Annotated in this window: 6 protein-coding genes; 3 read left to right on the top strand and 3 right to left on the bottom strand. The window is 47.6% G+C overall.

Annotated elements, in window-relative coordinates; all coding sequences use genetic code 11:
• Window positions 1–48: 48 nt before the first annotated feature.
• A complete protein-coding gene (locus tag Xets_RS00030) occupies window positions 49–1,263 on the bottom strand; it encodes an MFS transporter (RefSeq protein ID WP_099130863.1) in 1,215 nt (404 codons plus the stop codon).
• Between the two features lie 50 nt (window positions 1,264–1,313).
• On the opposite strand from Xets_RS00030, the gene Xets_RS00025 reads away from it, so the two are divergent.
• Window positions 1,314–1,775, top strand: coding sequence for a MarR family transcriptional regulator (locus Xets_RS00025; protein ID WP_187651003.1), 462 nt, complete (start codon window positions 1,314–1,316; stop codon window positions 1,773–1,775).
• A gap of 116 nt (window positions 1,776–1,891) precedes the next feature.
• On the opposite strand, the gene Xets_RS00020 is transcribed toward Xets_RS00025, so the two are convergent.
• Window positions 1,892–2,194, bottom strand: coding sequence for a helix-turn-helix domain-containing protein (locus Xets_RS00020; RefSeq protein ID WP_099130861.1), 303 nt, complete (start codon window positions 2,192–2,194; stop codon window positions 1,892–1,894).
• A gap of 1,346 nt (window positions 2,195–3,540) precedes the next feature.
• Window positions 3,541–3,723 (bottom strand): hypothetical protein, encoded by a 183-nt coding sequence (locus Xets_RS00015; protein WP_187651002.1) that lies wholly within the window; start codon window positions 3,721–3,723, stop codon window positions 3,541–3,543.
• Window positions 3,724–4,603: 880 nt separating this feature from the next.
• Between Xets_RS00015 and Xets_RS00010 the strand changes: the two genes are divergently transcribed.
• On the top strand, window positions 4,604–20,083 hold the full coding sequence (locus Xets_RS00010) for a non-ribosomal peptide synthetase (RefSeq protein WP_187651001.1): 15,480 nt from the start codon (window positions 4,604–4,606) through the stop codon (window positions 20,081–20,083).
• A 275-nt stretch (window positions 20,084–20,358) separates the two neighbouring features.
• A partial coding sequence (locus Xets_RS00005; RefSeq protein ID WP_187651038.1) for an IS5 family transposase occupies window positions 20,359–20,700 on the top strand: 342 nt, incomplete at its 3' end.

Below are 20,700 nucleotides of genomic sequence, written 5' to 3'. Positions count from 1 at the left end.
TGTTGCTTGTTTTTTATCTTTCAATTTTGTCGTTTGCTCCCATTAGCGCTATCGCCGTTTACGGTGCTGTTGAGTCATGATGGCAGTGAAACCGATAGATACAGCAAATAACAACGCTCCCATTAAAAATACCCATTCATAGTGGTCGTTGAATAATAAGAAACTGCCAACCATTGGGCCAACAGCCATTCCCATATATCGAATAAAATTATAAAGCCCAATCACAGTTGCCCGTTCTTCCACAAATGTTGTTAACAGCAAAGTGGCATGTGTAGGTGTCGATATCCCCAGAGTGAAACCGTATAAAGCTGTGACAATGATTAACGTGGGAATGCCGAATCGATATGTGATGGAAAACAACAGGATTAAAGCCAGATTTAGTAAGCTGCTGACAATCAGGCCATTTATCTTAGATAACCGATGATGGAGTAAACGATAGCTATAGCTGCCAACAATCATTGCCAATGATATGGGAATGTACATCCAACCAATATCGGCAGGGCTGAAATCATATTCATGGTTTAAGATGATGGGTAAAAAAGTCAAAAAGCAGAAATAACAATAGAACAGCATAAAGCCAATACAGAAAACGGATTGTGCGATGCGATCTGACAAAATCTGACCGAAGTTCCAAAACACCCTTTTAGCACTTGCTGACTGTTTTGGCTTATTTTCTGGTATGGTTTCGGGTTTAGTTTCTGGTAACCAAAGCGAATTGCTGATAAGTATTAGCCCACCGATAACAGCAATAAATTGGAAAATCGCAACATATCCGTTTAATTCGGCTAAATAGCCGCCGAGCAACGGTCCCAAAGCAGGAGTCAGCGTTAACAACATCTGATAAGTACTGATGGCTTTGGCTCGATGTTGCTCTTCATACAGATCACCAATAATTGTCGCTGCAATAACAGGAATAGCTGCAATCCCAATAGCTTGAACTATTCGGAAAGCAATCAGCCAATAAATATCAGAAGCCATTGCACAACCAATAGATCCAATGACGGAAATAATCAGAGCAGGAAGTAAAATGGCTTTACGACCTTTACTGTCCGCTAATGGACCATACACGATTTGCATAATAGCTAAAACAAATGTGAATGCTGATACAGTCAGGTTTACTAAAGGTAGGGGCGCATTGAATAGCTCCTGTATGGTAGGAATAACGGGAACATAGATATTTTGTGCAAGAGATCCTAATAGGGCACTGAAGCATACTAGGTAGAAGATCACGTTTACATTACGAATTGAGTTACATCTATTCATTTCTCTCTCCTTTTTGTTTCCGGGGAAATATTATTTTGGAAAAGTCGTAAATGAGTGACAGTACAGTTTACCAACGTAAGATCCTTGCCGCAGTTAATCACTTGATACCTCTAAGAGATGGTATTAAGAGAGGGCATAATGAAGAGGTACTCCGCGAATATGGACTCAGTGGCTATTCATTGTCTGAATTACATGTGATCCAGTGTATAGGAGAATCGGTATTATTAAATATCACAAGTATCAGCCAGGCGCTGGGAATGACCAAGGGTGCTATCTCAAAGATCTGTGCAAAACTTCTTCAGCGCTCTATCGTTGAAAAACTGAAAATGGTAGATAACCAGAAAGAGACCTATTTCAGCTTCACTGACGAAGGGAAGCTGATATTTTCTGCGCATGAAAAATTGCATCGGCAAATAGAAGCAAGATGGTTGCGAATATTGGAAAACTATTCGCCGGAAGAATTGATGACCATTAGGCGATTTATTGCCGATATATCGGACCACTCTCGATAATGAAATGCCGCAATATATCGTGGCATGAATATAGTGGCATGACAAGAATCAGAAGCCTGAATGGGATAATTGAAATCAGTAAACAACAGGCTTCTGACGAATTTATCTTGCCTCATTCAACAACCATTCTTGCCTATAATTGTCTCGGCAATGGGGATATATTGATCCGTGATTTTATTAACAGTACTGTCCTCTTTCTTGACTGGTTTGCAATCTTCGAAAAACCATTGAATTGGCGTATTAAACGTATCGGCAATATCAACGAGATGGGAGAGGTTGATCCGATTCACTCCCGTTTCATAACGTGAAAGTTGCTGCTGACTGAGGCCAAGTATCTTTGCTAATGCTGTAGCAGTGATACCCAGCTCTTTCCTTTTGATCTGAATACGTTTTCCGACTAATAGGTTTGCATCTTCCATATCTCATCCTTTTTTCATTAGTAAGTTATGGCGTCATCAAGGAGAATTGCCGAAGCTTAAAATGAGTGCGATTTTTGCCCCGTTAGTTGCTCGTAAAATAGAGCCTGCCTTGACGGATTATCGTTCACGGTATGCCTATTGTTACCACCTGATTCACCGTTTTGGTTTTCTAACATGCGTTTTGTTTTTGTAATCCTTGTCTTATGGCTACCTCTGCATATTTTTTCGGTTGAGTTACCGATGCGGCTTAAACAGAGTTCCTATTCTCCTTGCATGAAAGATAACCAATATGTTCCTGGTTTTTATTTTATGGGATTTTGTATATTTAAAATAATTTTATTTTATTGATTTTTAATGGTTTTTAGTTGATTTATTAAGGTAAACATGCAAAAGACAGTGAATTTTTGTCTAACCTCATGTTTGTTGACATATATCATTCTTGTTGATGATTTTCTTGAGGTTATAAACCGGACAAAATATATCAAACTGTAAACATAATCCTACATAATTTAACCTAAGTCAAATTTCATTATATACTACAAACCATTCCATTTAAGCAATTATAATATATGAATTTTTTTTGTTATTCACATATTTTGTTGCATCATCATAATATTCATGGTGAAAAAATATTACTTGATGCCAGTCAGGTATTGCCAGATCATCCAGAATTAATGTTTTAAAAGCATTACATATCCAAAATTTAATTCTATTTAGCGATAGTCATACGGATTATAAATCTAAACTAGACAGTTTGATATAAATTGTTTTGTTTTTTAATAAAATTTTATTTATTTTACTTATGTAAAGGTATTTTGATGTTTTGGTGGATTATTTCGGCTGATTTACCTTATTTTCATTAAAAATATTATTTACCATTATCTTTTCCACTAAATTGACTTTTAATTCGCCTAAAAATGAGGTTTACTCGCATTTTTGAATTTTTTGAAAACGGCAAGAACATTCCTTACGAGATATTAAGAGATATTTTTATTTACCTAATAAAAACAATAATATATCAATTTTTTTTGGTGGATGGGCGTTTTATCAAGTTGTATTCTGTTTTTCTTTGAGGATTTTTCTATGAAAAATAACGGCATTGAAGTGTTTTTTCGACATATAGCATGAAAATTGAAAAAACAGCTGTTGTACAAGGTTCCCAGAAATACCATTGTGGTTGGAAACTTCGCAGCCGATAGGGCAGCAATATGGAAGGAGAGGTTGATATATTACGATTATGTATATCGGTTAAATTGCTGTGAAGAATTTATCCTCATTAAAACAGACTGATAGATAATCTGAAATTTTTTTAAAATCAGTGAGTTATTCTTTCTGGTTTATCTCTGTTACCGACTAAAGCCCCGCCCTGGGGAATGATGTTGTTGTGATTTTTTTTCCTGCCCGACACGTTGTCGCACCTGCCGATTATGTTCAGCCTGTTGCTCTTTCAGCAACCTCGCCTGCTCTTCCAGCCGTAATTGCTCCGGTTGCAATTTATCCTGCTGAGAATTTCTCTGAACTCTTTGCATCTCATGAAAAAGATCGTGTTTACACTTGAAGAGGTATAGTGGAATAACTCCCAAATTTGTCAAATTTGCTTTTTCGAATGACGTAATAACTTATTTATCTCCATGGTTAAGTTATCGCATTTCGTATCATAACGGAAACATGAAAATTAAATAGATGGACTGATTTATAGAATAAAAACGAAAATAACCTCAAATTTATCGATTATTTCACTGAGAACTTATACGAAAATTAATATTTATTTGAAATTATTTTATTTCGGTATTAAATATAATTGGTGTTTACATTTACATTAGTTATGTAATTTGATTATTATAAAATAACATGTAGTTAATTTAGTTTATGTTTTATATGGGTGAATATACATGTATTTATTATAACATTATGATAAATAATAATTTTATTTGGTTGGCCTTGTTCCTTGGTTGTTAGTGGTTATTTATAAATATAAGCACTTCATTTTATCTGAAATAATTTCAGTCAAATACTAAATGGAAAAAATACAGCAAGAACTTAGCGCTCATGCTAGTAGATATATTCAATAGAACCATTTTTATTTAGTTGTGGAATTCAGCGTAATAAAAAATTGATGTAGATCAAAAACGCTTATCTAAAAAAACAGGAAAAAATGGAATGCCTTCTTATGGTTCATCAAATGAATCATTTATTCCGTTGTCTGGAAAATTATTGTCACATCATTTTTGGCTGTGCGGTTATTAACCGGACTATGACATCCAGCGCCTGAAAAATATTGCCTGAGTATCTTTCGATGCTTGGCGTACCTGTTGTTATTTCTCCTAAAAGTAAAAGAAAAATATTTGTGATGGTTGCTGGGAATAACAGTTTTCAAATATCCGATAGATTCGTTGAGGTAGTAAGCAAATGAAAGACAGTATTACCAGCAAGGAAAATACCCTTAAAGTGGGGTTGCTGGAAACTTGGAACGCCACGGAAACACCCTATCCTGACCATGTATGTATTCATCAGTTGTTTGAACAACAAGCAGAGAAAACCCCGACTGCCGCCGCGTTAATCGCTGGGGATCAGACACTGAGCTATGCGGAACTGAATGCCAGGGCCAACGGGTTGGCTTGTCAACTGATTGAACAGGGGATTTGCCTGGGTGACCATGTAGCGATTCTGTTAGAACGTTCAATTGAACTGGTGGTGGCTCAGTTAGCTATCCTTAAAGCGGGGGCGGTTTATGTCCCTGTCGATCCCAACGTACCGGATGAACGGAAAAACTGGCTGATAAACGATTGTGCCGCCAAATTACTGCTGACTGATATGCAGACGGAAATCCCGGCTGAATTGGTTGTCCCGCGGATCCATCTTACCTGCGAGACAGAACAGATCAGGGCAGAAGAGCATCGCAATCTTGATTTATTGGGTGCCAGTGCCGAGCCAGCGTATATCATGTATACCTCCGGTTCGACGGGTATACCAAAAGGGGTCATCGTGCCCCATCGGGCTGTCGTCCGGTTGGTTATCAATAATGGCTATGCTGACATCGAACCCAATGACCGAATTGCTTTCGCCGCTAATCCGGCTTTCGATGCCAGCACCTTCGAAGTTTGGGCACCGTTGCTTAACGGTGCTGCGCTGGTAGTTATTGATCATACCACGTTGCTGACACCGCGGGACTTTGTCCAGGCGTTACAGGCGCATCGCATTACGATCCTGTGGATGAGTGTCGGGCTGTTTAACCGGTTGGCGGAGGAACTATCTCCGGTGCTGCCTCAACTTAAAATGCTGCTGGTCGGGGGAGATGTCCTCGATCCGCATGTCATTGCTCAAGTACTGCGTAAGAACCCGCCCCAAAAGTTATTGAATGCCTATGGTCCGAGTGAGGGAACCACGTTTACCACGATTTACCCTATTCACGAGTTAACATCGGGCACGACCGCTATTCCTATTGGGCGCCCCATTGCCAACACCCGGATTTATTTGCTGGATACTGACGGTCAGCCGGTGCCATTGGGGATGACTGGTGAGATTTATATCGGGGGTGACGGAGTGGCCTGCGGTTATCTCAATCGCCCTGAACTGACCGCTGAACGCTTTCTCACCGATCCATTTAGCGATAAACCGAACGCGCGTATGTACCGCACCGGAGATTTGGCTCGCTATCTGCCGGATGGCAATCTGGAATTTTTGGGCCGTAACGACCAGCAGGTGAAAATCCGTGGTTTCCGGATTGAACCGGGGGAAATTGAGGCTCGGCTGGTGGAATATCCGGCGATACGTGAAGCTGTGGTGCTGGCGTTAGGGGAGGGGCAGGACAAACAACTGGTTGCCTATGTGCTGACCCAAGAGAATGACAAATTGGCCGCTCGCCTGCGTGAACACCTGAATGCACGGTTGCCGGATTATATGATACCGGTAGCCTTTGTGCGTCTGGATGAATTTCCATTGACACCGAATGGTAAATTGGATCGCCGGGCGTTGCCGGCACCGGGGGAGGACGCCTTTGCCCGTCAGGTTTATGAAGCGCCGCGAGGAGAGAAAGAGATTGTTCTGGCAACCCTTTGGCGCGAATTACTGGGTATTGAGCGAATTAGCCGACATGACAGTTTCTTTGCGTTGGGCGGTCACTCTTTGCTCGGTGTACGGATGATTGAACGCCTGCACAATCTGGGATTGACACTGGCCGCCCGTAATCTGTTCCAGTGCCCTGTGCTGTCAGAATTGGCCCAGACATTGGAGCAACATCAGGCTGTAGTCGTACCGCCGAATGTCATTACACCAGCGACCACCGTGCTGACACCTGCAATGTTGCCGCTAATTGATCTGACCCAGTCTGAGATTGACCACATTGTTGAACAGGTGCCGGGTGGGATCGCTAATGTTCAGGATATCTACGCCCTGTCGCCGTTGCAGGACGGTATCTTGTTCCATCATCTGCTGGCGAAGGAAGGTGATCCCTATCTGCTGGCCTATCCGATGATTTTTTCTGACCGGGCGCTGCTGGATCGCTATCTGGCGGCAGTACAACAGGTGGTTGATCGCCATGATATCCTGCGGACCGCATTTATCTGGCAGGGATTATCTGCACCGGTGCAGGTGGTCTGGCGTCAAGCGCCTTTATCGGTCACTGAACTGACTCTGGATCCGGCTGATGGGCCTGTGGGTGAGCAATTGGCTCACCGTTTTGACCCACGTCAGTATCGTTTTGATCTGAGTCAGGCCCCATTGTTACGCTTTGTCGTAGCACAAGAAACAGTAGCGCAGGAAACCGATGGCCGCTGGCATGTGCTGCAATTGCAGCATCACCTGATTGGCGACCATACGACAATGGAAGTGATGCACCGTGAAGTGCAGGTTTGTCTTGCCGGACAGGATGACAACTTGCCAGTACCGGTGCCTTTCCGCAATCTGGTGGCGCAGGCCCGGTTGAATATTCATCAGGCAGAGCATAGCTTCTTTACTGACATGTTGGCTGACGTGGATGAGCCGACGTTGCCGTTTGGCCTCACCGAGGTGCATCGTGATGGTTCGCAAGTCACACAATCGCACCGGATGTTATCGCCGGAGTTAAACGACCGCCTTCGTCAGCAAGCAAAACGTCTGGGCGTCAGCGTAGCAACATTGTGTCATCTGGCCTGGGCGCAGGTGCTGTCGCAGACCAGCGGTCAGGAAAAAGTGGTGTTTGGCACTGTGCTGTTCGGGCGCATGGCAGCGGGGGAAGGAGCTGACAGCGGCATGGGGCTGTTTATCAATACCTTGCCGCTGCGACTGGATATGGATGACACACCGGTGCACGACAGTGTACGGCTGGCACAGTCCCGGCTAGCCGGATTGCTGGATTATGAGCATACTTCACTGGCGCAGGCTCAACGTTGCAGTGGCGTAACGGGTGGTACGCCACTATTTAGTGCCCTGTTGAACTACCGACATAATGAGCAGCCGCTGATCCCACATGAGGTTGTACCGGGTATCGAATTCCTGGGTGAACAGGAGCGGACCAACTATCCGTTGGTGCTGTCGGTAGAGGACGGGGGTTCTACTTTGGGGCTGACGGCGCAGGTAGTACAGCCATTTGAGCCGGATCGGGTATGTGGTTATATGCAACAGGCGCTGACCAGTCTGGCAGAAGCGCTGGAGCGGGCACCAGAAACGCCGGTACGGGAACTGAATATCTTACCTGTAACGGAACGTGCGTTATTGCTGGAAATCTGGAACGCAACTGAAAAACCGTATCCTGAGCAGTTATGCATTCATCAGTTGTTTGAACAACAGGTAGAGAAAACGCCGGTTGCTACAGCGCTGATAGCGGGAGATCAAACCCTCAGTTATATGGAGCTGAATATCCGTGCTAACTGGCTGGCTCGTCAGTTAATTGAGCAAGGGGTTTATCCGGGTGAGCATGTTGCAATCTTGTTAGAGCGATCCATTGAACTGGTCGTGGCTGAGTTAGCTATTCTCAAGGTAGGTGCTGTTTATGTTCCGATTGATCCTGGCGTACCGGACGAGCGGAAGGACTGGTTGATAAAAGATTGTTCAGCTAAATTGCTGCTCACTGATATGTGGGCTGATATTCCGGCTGATCTCCTGGCTGTTCCGTTATTTCGTCTCTCTGGTGAGATGAACACCATCAGGGAAGAAGATCGCCTCAATCTTGACTTACCCGCTTCCAGTACCGGAGTAGCATATATCATGTATACCTCTGGATCTACTGGCACACCAAAAGGAGTGGTAGTGCCTCATCGTGCGGTGGTTCGGTTGGTTGTCAATAATGGTTATGCTGAAACTGGACAAGATGACCGAGTTGCCTTTACCGCTAACCCGGCTTTCGACGCCAGTACCTTCGAAGTCTGGACTCCTTTGCTTAACGGTGGCGCACTGGTGGTCATCGACCACGCTACCTTGTTGACACCACAGGCGTTTGTACAGGTTTTACAGGTTCATCGGATTACTGTCCTGTGGCTGACGGTTGGATTGTTTAACCGACTGGCAGCGGAATTGTCTCCGGTTCTCCCACAGATCAATATCTTGATTGTCGGAGGGGATGTTCTTAATCCGCATGTGATCGCTCAAATCCTGCGTAATAGCCCGCCTCAGCAGTTATTGAATGGCTATGGGCCAAGTGAGGGAACGACGTTTACCACGACATACCGTATCACTGAAATGCCAGTAGGGACGACAAATCTTCCCATTGGTCGGCCAATCTCTAACACACGCCTCTATTTGTTGAACGCTTATGGCCAACCCGTGCCACTGGGGGCGATCGGTGAGATTTATATTGGTGGAGACGGCGTTGCCTGTGGCTATCTTAATCGCCCTGAACTCACCGCTGAACGCTTTTTGGTTGATCCTTTTAGTGATCAACTGGATGCCCGCATGTATCGAACCGGGGATTTGGCTCGCTATCTGCCGGATGGCAATCTGGAATTCCTTGGTCGTAATGATCAGCAGGTCAAAATTCGCGGTTTTCGGATTGAACCGGGGGAAATTGAAACTCGGTTGAAGGAGTATCCTGCGGTGCGTGAGGCGGCGGTGCTGGTGTTAGGTGACGGGCAGGACAAACGGCTGGTCGCCTATATAGTAGCGCAAGCAGATGATGGATTAATCAACAACCTGCGTGCCCATTTAAGCGCAGTCTTGCCTGATTATATGGTGCCGGCGGCTTTTGTACGTCTGGATGAATTCCCATTGACGCCGAATGGTAAACTGGATCGTCGGGCATTGCCGGTGCCAGGAGAGGAAGACTTTGCCCGTCAGGTCTATGAAGTGCCGCAAGGGGAAACTGAAATGGCCTTGGCGGCTATCTGGCGCGAGTTGTTGGATGTTGAGCAAATCAGTCGGTATGACAATTTCTTTGCTCTGGGTGGTCATTCGTTGTTGGCGATGAGGGTGATGAACCGTGTCGCGGCTTTAGGTGCCGAACTGCCTCTGACCACATTGTTTAAAGCGCCTGCTTTGCTGGCCTTTGCTAAGGTGGTTGATGAGCGTCTTAATGAACAGCGTGGGGCATTACCCGCCATCACACCGACACCCCATGACGGAGCGCTACCCCTGTCATTCGCGCAACAGCGTCTGTGGTTCCTGGCGCAGTTTGAGGGGGTTAGTGATACCTACCATATTCCGTTGGCACTGCGTTTACGGGGCCAGCTTGATATTCATGCCTGGCAGCAGGCGCTGAATCACTTGTTTGCCCGCCATGAAGCATTACGTTCCGTTTTTATCACAGTAAATGAACAGCCTCAGGTTGGACTCCTGCCGACGGAATTTGGTCTGCCGATGAAAAAATACGATCTGCGTAAAGCTCCTGAGGTGGATGAACAGCTTAAACGTTTGCGTGAGCAGGAAGCTAAAATGCCGTTTAATCTTGCCTGCGGTCCCTTAATTCGTTCTGTTCTGATACAACTGACTGACGATGAGTATGTCTTCCTGCTGACCCAACACCATATTGTGTCCGATGGCTGGTCTTTAGGGATATTGAAATCAGAATTGAGTGCACTTTATTCGGCCTGTTTAAACCAACAGCCTGATCCGTTGCCGCCGTTGATGATCCAATACCCTGATTATGCTGCATGGCAGCGTCAGTGGCTTTCTGCGGAGAGGGTTCAGGTTCAATCCGATTATTGGCGAATGGTGTTGGCTGACGCGCCAGTTTTGCTGGATTTGCCAACTGATCGACCACGTCCGCCCGAACAGTTGTTTGCCGGGAATCTGTGGCCTATCAATCTGGACGCAGACTTAACGGCATCCCTTAAGCGTCTGAGTGAACAACAGGGGGTCACGTTATTTATGACCTTGCTATCAGCCTGGTCAATAGTTCTGTCTCGTTTGTCAGGTCAGGATGATGTGGTTATCGGTACACCAAGTGCTGGTCGCAGTCGTCAGGAAGTGGAATCCTTGATTGGTTTCTTTGTTAATACGTTGGCTTTGCGTATCGACTTATCGGGTGAGCCTAATGTAACGGAGTTGCTGGCGCGTGTGCGGCAAACCGCGCTGGCGGCACAAGAGCATCAAGATTTACCGTTTGAACAAGTGGTGGAAATCGTACAACCACCGCGTCGGCTGGCGCATACCCCGTTGTTTCAAGTGATGTTTGCCTGGCAGAGCAATGAGATTGTGGAATGGAAATTGCCGGGGCTGACAATTTCACCGATCGATCAAGCCTTTGATGTCGTTAAGTTTGATCTTGAACTTAACTTGTTTGAAGAGGAGGACAGGGTTGTCGGTTATCTCGGCTATTCAACCACCCTGTTTGATCAATCGACAATCGAACGACACGTTGAATATTTGCACACAATATTGCAAGCGATGGTCGCTGACATTCAGCAGCCAGTCGGGGAAATGAATATTCTGGCACCAGTAGAGCGCCAGTTGTTGCTGGAAACCTGGAATGCAACTGTAACGCCATATCCTGAACAGTTGTGTGTTCATCAGTTGATTGAACAACAGGCAGATAGAACCCCGGATGCTATAGCGGTAAGGTATGAAAACCAGACGCTCAGCTATGCCGAATTGAATACCCGCGCCAACCGATTAGCACATCAACTGGTTGCATTAGGTGTCATCCCCGATCAACCAGTAGCCATTTGTGTGACACGATCACTGGAGAGAATAGTGGGATTGCTGGCGGTGTTGAAAGCGGGTGGAGCTTATGTGCCATTAGATCCGGCTTATCCGGGTGAACGGCTGGCTTATCTGCTTACTGATGCTGTGCCAACTGTTTTGCTGGCGGATCATATTGGCCGGGCAGCACTGGGTGAAGAAGCACTGAAGACGCTAACTGTACTCGATCCAAATGCCCTGCCGGATCAGCCGGACAATAACCCGCAGATCCCTGATCTCACCTCACGGCATCTGGCGTATGTAATCTACACTTCCGGATCCACTGGCAGACCGAAAGGGGTGATGATTGAACATCAGAGTCTGGTTAACCTGACGCTGGAACACATTGCCCAGTTTGATGTTGGTGTCACCAGCCGGATGTTGCAGTTTGCCTCATTTGGCTTTGATGCCAGCGTCTGGGAAATCATGATGGCGTTGAGCAGTGGGGCTATGCTGGTTATTCCGACTGAAACAATCCGGCAAGACCCGCACCGTCTCTGGCATTATCTGGAAGAGCAATCGGTGACGCACGCTTGTTTGACACCCGCTCTACTGCGGGATGGCGCTGATTTACCGGCGCTGGCGATAAAACCGACCGTGATACTGGGTGGTGAAGCACCCAGTCCGACGCTAATCCAGACATTAAACCGTCAGGCCACGCTGTTCAATGCCTATGGCCCGACGGAAATCACTGTTTGCGCCACCACCTGGAATTGCCCGTCAGATTATGCAGGGGGATTAATTCCCATCGGTAGACCGGCAGTTAACAAACGTATCTATCTGTTGGACAAACATGGTCAGCCGGTGCCGTTGGGCGCAGTAGGTGAGTTATATATTGGTGGTGTGGGTATGGCCCGTGGCTATCTCAATCGCCCTGAACTCACCGCTGAACGTTTCCTGACGGATCCGTTTAGTCATCAACCGGATGCGCGGATGTATCGAACTGGGGATTTGGCCCGTTACCTGCCGGATGGCAATTTGGTATTTGTTGGCCGTAATGACCAACAGGTTAAAATCCGTGGCTTCCGAATTGAACTGGGAGAGATTGAAACTCGGTTGATTGAACACCCAGCGGTGAGTGAGGCATTGGTAGTGGCGTTGGGTGATGGACAGAATAAACGCCTGGTGACTTATGTGGTAGCGCAAACGGATGATGGATTGGCCGCCAGTTTGCGTGAACACCTGAGTGCGCGGTTGCCGGATTATATGGTGCCGACGGCTTTTGTACGTCTGGATGAGTTTCCGCTGACGCCAAACGGCAAGCTGGATCGCCAGGCGTTGCCAGCACCGGGAGAAAAAGCCTTTGCCCGTCAGGTCTATGAAGCCCCGCAAGGGGAGATAGAAATGGCGTTAGCGACCATTTGGCGTGAATTGCTGGAAGTTGAGAAGATCAGTCGGTACGACAGCTTCTTTGCCTTGGGAGGCCACTCCCTGTTGGCGGTACGAATGATTGAGCGTTTGCGGTGTATGGGATTGGGTATCTCGGTACAAGCGCTATTCCAGCATCCAACATTGAATGTGCTGGCTCAGTCTTTGTCTCAGCATTGTGAGATCAAGGTGCCTGATAACCGTATTACACCGGATACGTCTGTGTTAACACCGGAGATGTTGCCGCTGATTGACCTCACTCAGCTTGAAATTGACTGTATTGTTGATCAGATATCGGGTGGGATGGCTAACATTCAGGATATCTATGCTCTGTCACCGCTACAGGATGGTATTTTATTCCACCATCTGCTGGCAAATGAAGGTGATCCTTATCTTCTGATAACCCAACAGGCTTTTGCGGATCGGACTTTACTGGATCGTTATCTGGCCGCGGTTCAACAGGTGGTTGATCGCCATGATATCCTGCGGACCGCTTTTATCTGGGAGGGATTATCAGCTCCGGCTCAGGTGGTTTGTCGTCAAGTTCCCTTACTCATCACAGAATTGACACTCAATCCGGCTGACGGATCGATAAGTGACCAACTGACCCAACGCTTTGATCCGTGCCAGCATCGTATTGATCTGAGTCAAGCACCGTTGTTGCGCTTTGTTATTGCTCAGGATACTGATGGCCGCTGGATCTTGCTGCAACAGTTACATCACCTGATTGGTGACCATACCACGCTGGAAGTGATGAACAACGAAGTGCAGGCGTATCTTACCGGACGGGGAGACCGTTTGCCGGCGCCAGTACCTTTTCGTACTTTGGTCGCTCAGGCTCAATTGGGGATCAGCCAGGAAGAACATACCCGTTTCTTTACCGATATGCTGGCGATGGTGGATGAGCCGACGCTGCCATTCGGATTGACGGAAGTACACCATGATGGCTCGCAGGTGACGGAATCGCACAGAATGCTGACGCCTGCACTGAATAACCGCCTGCGTAATCAGGCCCGGCGTTTGGACGTCAGTGTGGCGGCGTTGTGCCATTTGGCCTGGGCGCAGGTATTGTCGCGTACCAGTGGTCAGAAGCAAGTGGTGTTTGGTACGGTGCTGTTTGGGCGTATGCAGGCTGGCGAAGGCGCCGACAATGGCATGGGGCTGTTTATTAATACCCTGCCGTTACGGTTGGATATAGATGAAACCCCGGTGAAGGAGAGTGTACAGGCTGCTCATAGCCGATTGGCGGGGTTATTAGCGCATGAACATGCATCACTGGCGCTGGCTCAACGTTGCAGTGGAGTAGCCAGTGGGACACCGCTGTTCAATGCGCTGTTGAATTACCGACATAATACCCAGCCGGTCACGTCGGATGAAATCATCAGTGGAATTGAATTCCTTGGGGCACAGGAGCGGACCAACTACCCGTTTGTGTTGTCGGTAGAGGATGGTGGTTCCGATTTGGGGCTGACTGCTCAGGTAGTACAACCCTTTGATCCGGAAAGGATATGCGGTTATATGCAACAGGCTCTGGAGAGTCTGGCAGAGGCGCTTGAACAGGCGTCGGAAACGCCGGTACAGATGTTGGAAATCCTGCCGGAAACTGAACGCACATTGTTGTTGGAAACCTGGAATGCGACCGAAACAACCTATCCTGACCAACTGTGCATTCATCAATTGTTTGAACAACAGGTGGAGAATGCCCCGGACGCCACAGCGTTGGTCTATGAAAACCAATCCATTAGCTATGCGGAATTGAATATCCGTGCTAACCGGCTGGCGCATCAGCTTATCGCGCTGGGTGTTGAGCCGGATCAGCGGGTGGCGATTTGCGTGGCAAGTTCACCGGCGCGGATAGTGGGGCTGTTGGCAATATTGAAAGCGGGTGGTGCCTACGTGCCGCTAGATCCTGCTTATCCGGGTGAACGTCTGATTCATATTTTGACCGATGCTGCACCGACTATTTTGTTGGCAGATAATACCGGACGTTCAGCATTAAATGAGCAAATGTTTTCGCAGTATGTTGTTCTTGATCCGAATTCATCACCTGATCAGTTGGACACCGATCAACCAGATACTAACCCATACGTTGCTGAGTTGACCTCCTGTCATCTGGCTTATGTGATTTATACTTCCGGATCGACGGGTACGCCGAAAGGTGTGATGGTTGAACATTGTGGGTTGGTCAACCTCATCCAGGATAAAATCGCCCAGTTCGCCGTTCATTCTCATAGCCGGATGTTGCAATTCGCTTCATTTGGTTTCGATGCCAGTGTCTGGGAAATCATGATGGCATTAGGCAGTGGCGCTAGTCTGGTTATTCCTGACAATGCCATTCGTCAAGAGCCGGGTTGTCTCTGGCATTATCTGGAAGATCAATCGGTGACGCACGCTTGTTTGACACCCGCGCTGTTGCGGGATGGTGCGGATTTACCGGCGATAACCATCAAACCAACATTAATACTGGGCGGAGAGGCTCCCAGTGTGGCCTTGCTTCAGGCACTGAGTGGTCGGGCAACGGTATTCAATGCTTATGGCCCGACAGAAATCACCGTTTGCGCCACCGCCTGGCGTTGTCCATCAGACTATCAGAGGGGATTCATTCCGATTGGACGTCCGACGGCCAACACCCGGATTTATCTGCTGGATGCCCTCAGCCAGCCAGTGCCTTTGGGGGCGGTGGGTGAACTGTATATTGGGGGGACCGGTGTTGCCCGTGGTTATCTCAATCGTCCTGAACTGACCAGCGAACGTTTCTTGGCTGATCCGTTTAGTAATGGTACTGATGCCCTGATGTATCGCACTGGGGATTTGGTTCGTTATCTGTCGGATGGCAATCTGGTATTTGTTGGCCGTAATGACCAGCAGATTAAAATCCGTGGTTTTCGGATTGAACCGGGGGAAATTGAAGCTCGGTTGACAGAACATTCCGCAGTACGGGAAGCGCAGGTATTAGCATTGGGTGATGGGCAGGATAAACGTTTGGTCGCTTATGTGTTAGCAGAATCGGATGACGGATTGGCAGCGAGCCTGCGTGAGCATTTGAGTGCTCTATTTCCTGATTATATGGTGCCTGCGGCTTTCGTCTGTTTGACCGCATTCCCGCTAACCGCTAACGGCAAGTTGGATCGCCGGGCATTGCCGGTGCCGGGAGAGGAAGACTTTGCCCGTCAGGTTTATGAAGCTCCGCAAGGGGAGATAGAAACGGCGTTAGCGGCTATCTGGCGTGAAGTGTTAGGGATTGAACAAATTAGTCGACATGATAATTTCTTCGCGTTGGGGGGCCATTCGTTGTTGGCTGCGCGGGTGATGAACCGTGTAGCAGCTTTCGGTGTTGAGCTACCGCTTGTTACCTTGTTTATGGCACCCTCGCTGGCTGCTTTTGCGGAGAAGATCTACGCACAATGTAATGAGGATAGTGACAGGTTGCCTGAGATTACTCCGGTATCCCGCGATAGTGCTCTGCCATTGTCGTTTAGCCAGCATCATCTGTGGTTCCTCTCGCAGTTTGAAAGGGTGAGTGATACTTACCATATTCCTGTAATACAGCATGTGCGTGGTCAGTTTGATATCGGCGCCTGGCAGCGGGCACTTAATGCTTTGTTTGCTCGCCACGAAGCTTTGCGTTCTGTCATTGTGACGGTTGACGGTCAACCCCAAGTCAGGCTCTTGCCGCCTGAACCCGGTTTGTCCATGAAGCAATATGATCTGCGAGGTGTACCTGACGCGGATGAACAACTTAAGCGTTTGTGTATGGAGGAGTTTGGGCGATCGTTTGATCTTGCACAGGGGCCATTAATCCGCTCCAGTCTGATACAGCTGGCAGACAATGATTATGTATTTCTGCTGATCTTACATCATATTATTTTTGATGGCTGGTCTTTAGGGATACTGAAATCAGAGCTAAGTGCCCTCTATACGGCTTTTCTGACAGGTCAACCTGATCCACTACCACCGTTGATGATTCAGTATCCTGATTATGCTGCATGGCAGCGTCAGTGGCTTTCGGTTGAACGCTTACAGTCCCAATCTGACTGTTGGCGTACTATGTTGGCTGATACACCGGTACTGCTTGATTTACCAACAGATCGGCCACGCCCTCTTCAGCAGTCGTTTATAGGGAGTTCATTGCCCATCAATCTGGATGAGGTGTTAACGAAATCCCTCAAGCGCCTGAGTGAGCAGCAGGGGACAACGTTATTCATAACCATTCTGTCAGCTTGGGCTATGGTTCTGTCACGTCTGTCGGGTCAGAGTGATCTGGTTATCGGCACACCTTGTGCCGGCCGTGGTCGTCAGGAAATTGAATCCCTGATGGGTTTCTTTGTCAATGTATTGGCTTTACGTATTGACTTATCGGGCACCCCGGATGTGACGGAATTACTTGCGCGTGTGCGGCAAATTACGTTGGCGGCACAGGATAATCAGGATTTGCCGTTTGAACAGGTGCTGGAAATTGTGCAACCGCCGCGCAGACTGGCGCATACACCGCTGTTCCAGGTGATGTTTGCCTGGCAGAACAATGAGAAAATAGAGTGGAAATTGCCAGCGCTGGAAATCTTACCGGTTGATCAGGTTTTTGATGTGGTCAAGTTTGATCTTGAACTTAATCTGTTTGAGGAAGAAGGCAGAATTGTAGGTACTCTGAATTATGCAACGGCTTTGTTTGATCAACAGACAATCGAGCGGTATGTGGGTTATCTGCACACCGTATTGCAAGTGATGGTGGCTAACCCACAACAACCCATCAGGGAAATTGATATTTTGTCACCGGCGGAACGTAGACTGTTACTGGAAACGCGGAATGCGACTGAAATAGCCTATTCTGAACAGGTGTGTATCCATCAGTTGTTTGAGCAACAGGTGGAGAAAACCCCGGATGCTACAGCGGTGATACATCAGGAGCAGATCTTCAGCTATGCGGAACTGAATGTTCAGGCTAATCGGCTAGCTCATCAGCTCATCTCTCTGGGTGTAGTACCGGATCAGCGGGTGGCGATTTGTGTGACACGTTCACCAGCGATGGTAGTGGCGCTATTGGCTGTACTGAAAGCGGGTGGCGCCTACGTACCACTGGATCCCGCCTATCCGGGTGATCGTCTGGCTTATATGCTGAATGATGCCGCTCCGTTGGTGGTACTGGCGGATAATACCGGGCGTTCCACACTGGGTGAAGAAGCACTGGCGAAATTAACCGTACTTGACCCGAATACTCTGCCTGACCAGCCAGACACCAACCCGCAGGTTCCTGCGTTAACTTCACGGCATCTGGCCTATGTGATTTATACTTCCGGTTCGACTGGTATGCCGAAAGGGGTGATGGTTGAACATCGTGGGTTGGTCAACCTTATCCGGGATAAAATCAGCCAGTTTGACATTCATCCCCATAGCAGAATGTTGCAATTCGCCTCATTTGGTTTCGATGCCAGCGTCTGGGAAATCATGATGGCATTGTGTGGTGGTGCCACCCTGGATATTCCTGCCGACATGGTTCGTCAGGATCCGCGCCGCCTCTGGCGTTATCTGGAAGAACAGGCGGTGACTCATGCCTGCCTGACACCGGCTCTGTTGAGGGATGGTGCGGATTTACCGGAGATAAACATAAGGCCAACATTGATACTGGGTGGGGAAGCGCCCAGTGCGGCGCTGCTCCAGGCACTGCGTGGCCGAGCCACACTGTTCAATGCTTATGGCCCGACAGAAATCACGGTATGTGCCACCACCTGGTGTTGTCCGGCAGATTATATCAATGCGTTAACGCCTATCGGACGTCCGACGGCCAACACCTGTGTTTATCTGCTGGATGCCTGTGGCCAACCGGTTCCATTGGGAGCGGTTGGGGAATTGTATATTGGTGGTAATGGTGTAGCGCGTGGCTATCTCAACCGTCCTGATTTGACTGCTGAACATTTTCTGGCTGATCCGTTTAGTCAGGCACCGGATGCACGGATGTACCGAACCGGAGATTTAGTCCGCTACTTGCCGGATGGTAATCTGATATTTATTGGCCGTAACGACCAGCAAGTTAAAATCCGGGGATTCCGTATTGAACCGGGTGAGATCGAAGCTCGGCTGACAGAGTATCCGGCGGTGCGTGAAGCTATCGTACTGGCTTTGGGGGATGGGCAGGATAAACGTCTGATCGCTTATATCGTGGCGGAAGAAGATAGCGGGTTGGCTGCTCGTTTGCGTGAACATCTGAGTGCTATTTTGCCTGATTATATGGTGCCGGTGGCTTTTGTACGTCTGAACGCATTTCCGCTGACCCCTAACGGTAAGTTGGATCGTCGGGCACTGCCTGACCCTGATCAGAATGCCTTTGCTCATCAAGCCTATGAAGCGCCGCAGGGAGAGGTTGAGATCGTATTGGCTGCTATCTGGCGTGAATTGCTGGAGGTTGAGCAAATAGGCCGGTATGACAATTTCTTTGCGTTGGGTGGACATTCGCTGCTTGCTATGCGGATGATAAACCTTGCCGCAGGTCGTGGTTTGATGTGTACATTGAATGACCTATTCCAATTCCCTGTGCTGGCTGAACTGGTATCAAAAATCACATTAGATCCACTGTCTCAGCCGCAAAGCAGTGCGATACCGGTGCGGCTCTCAGGAACGGAACCGCCACTATTTTTTGTGCCCAGTGGTATGTATGATTACTCCTATGTCTTTGGATTAGCACAACATATTCAGTCTGACTATCCGATTTATGCCTTGCCCTGGCCGTCCATCAATGAAGAGCAGGTATCGACTATTGAAGCATTGGCCGCCAAAATGATCACCTTTATGAAGGCGGTTCAACCGAAAGGCCGATACCGGATCTACGGTTACTCTTCTGGTGGTGTATTGGCTTATGCCATTGCCCAGCAACTTTTGAATGCCGGTGAAACCGTCGATTTTCTGGGTTTAATTGATACGCCTGCTCCTCACTGCTTCAGGCAGCAGGTCATTCAACCAAAACTCCAGTTTCTTACTGAACTGGCAAAACAGTCGGGCGGAGAACATGAAGAGGAGATTGCGGTATTGCATCAGAGAATTGATAAACTGAATTTGGTGCAATTTATTGCTGCGGCGCAGGAACTGGGACTCTATCCGGCAAACCAGCGTCCTGACTTGATCGCAAGACGCTGGGAACAGATGGTAAATTATATGCAAATGGTCAAGGAATATGAACCACAAGCATTGGCGATAACGCTCCACCAGTTTTATGCAAGAGAACCTTATCCGCAGCTCCCTTTTGTTACGGAAGCCGAATTACCCTCCTTGAGTATGGAACCGTCGTTAGGCTGGAAACAGGTCATGCCTGATTCTTTGCTCCAGCTAACATCTGTACCGGGCGACCATTTTAGCCTGATGGAAGATAGTAAAAATAAAACCATTTTGGCTAAAACCCTAAGTATGGCGTTGGCAATGAATTGTGAAGCGGAGGTGGTGTAATGTCAGTGATATTGCAGGAATAGCAAGCGATTATTGACGGCGATACTATCCGGTTAAAAATGTTTATCTGGTGCGCCCTAAAATCTCGCCACGCTTCTTATTCATTAAACCGATAAGAAGCGTGGCGGGTGTTCTTGGCGTATTCCATTGGTCATTAAATTGATTATTGCTTGCGAAATCAGAATTGTTGGTCTCGCATAATTATTTAGGCTGTGTCCCTTAATGTAAATTGATAGTATTCTCATCTAAACTGTTTTCAATATGGGAAAAAGATGATGGCACGCTACGACATTCCTGATGACGCATGGATAGTGATAGAACCTTGTTTGCCCCCGGTCCATTCAGAGCGAGCAGGACGTCCACATGTTGAACACCGCCGTGTGATGAATGGGATGTTCTGGGTCTTGTGCTCCGGGGCACCGTGGCGTGATTTACCTGAACGCTATGGCCCTTGGAAAACGGTCTATAACCGATTTAATCGCTGGTCAAAATCGGGCATTATCAACAAGATATTTAATCGGTTACTGTCCATTCTGGATGAAAAAGGCTTGATTGACTGGGCTGAAATTTGCCTGGATGGCAGCAATATTCGCGCGAGTAAAGATGCCGCAGGCGCG

Origin of the sequence: Xenorhabdus sp. TS4 (assembly GCF_014467265.1) — a bacterium.
GTDB lineage: Bacteria > Pseudomonadota > Gammaproteobacteria > Enterobacterales > Enterobacteriaceae > Xenorhabdus > Xenorhabdus ehlersii.
Note: the sequence above shows the minus strand (reverse complement) of the source record. Positions and strands in the feature narration are given on the sequence as shown.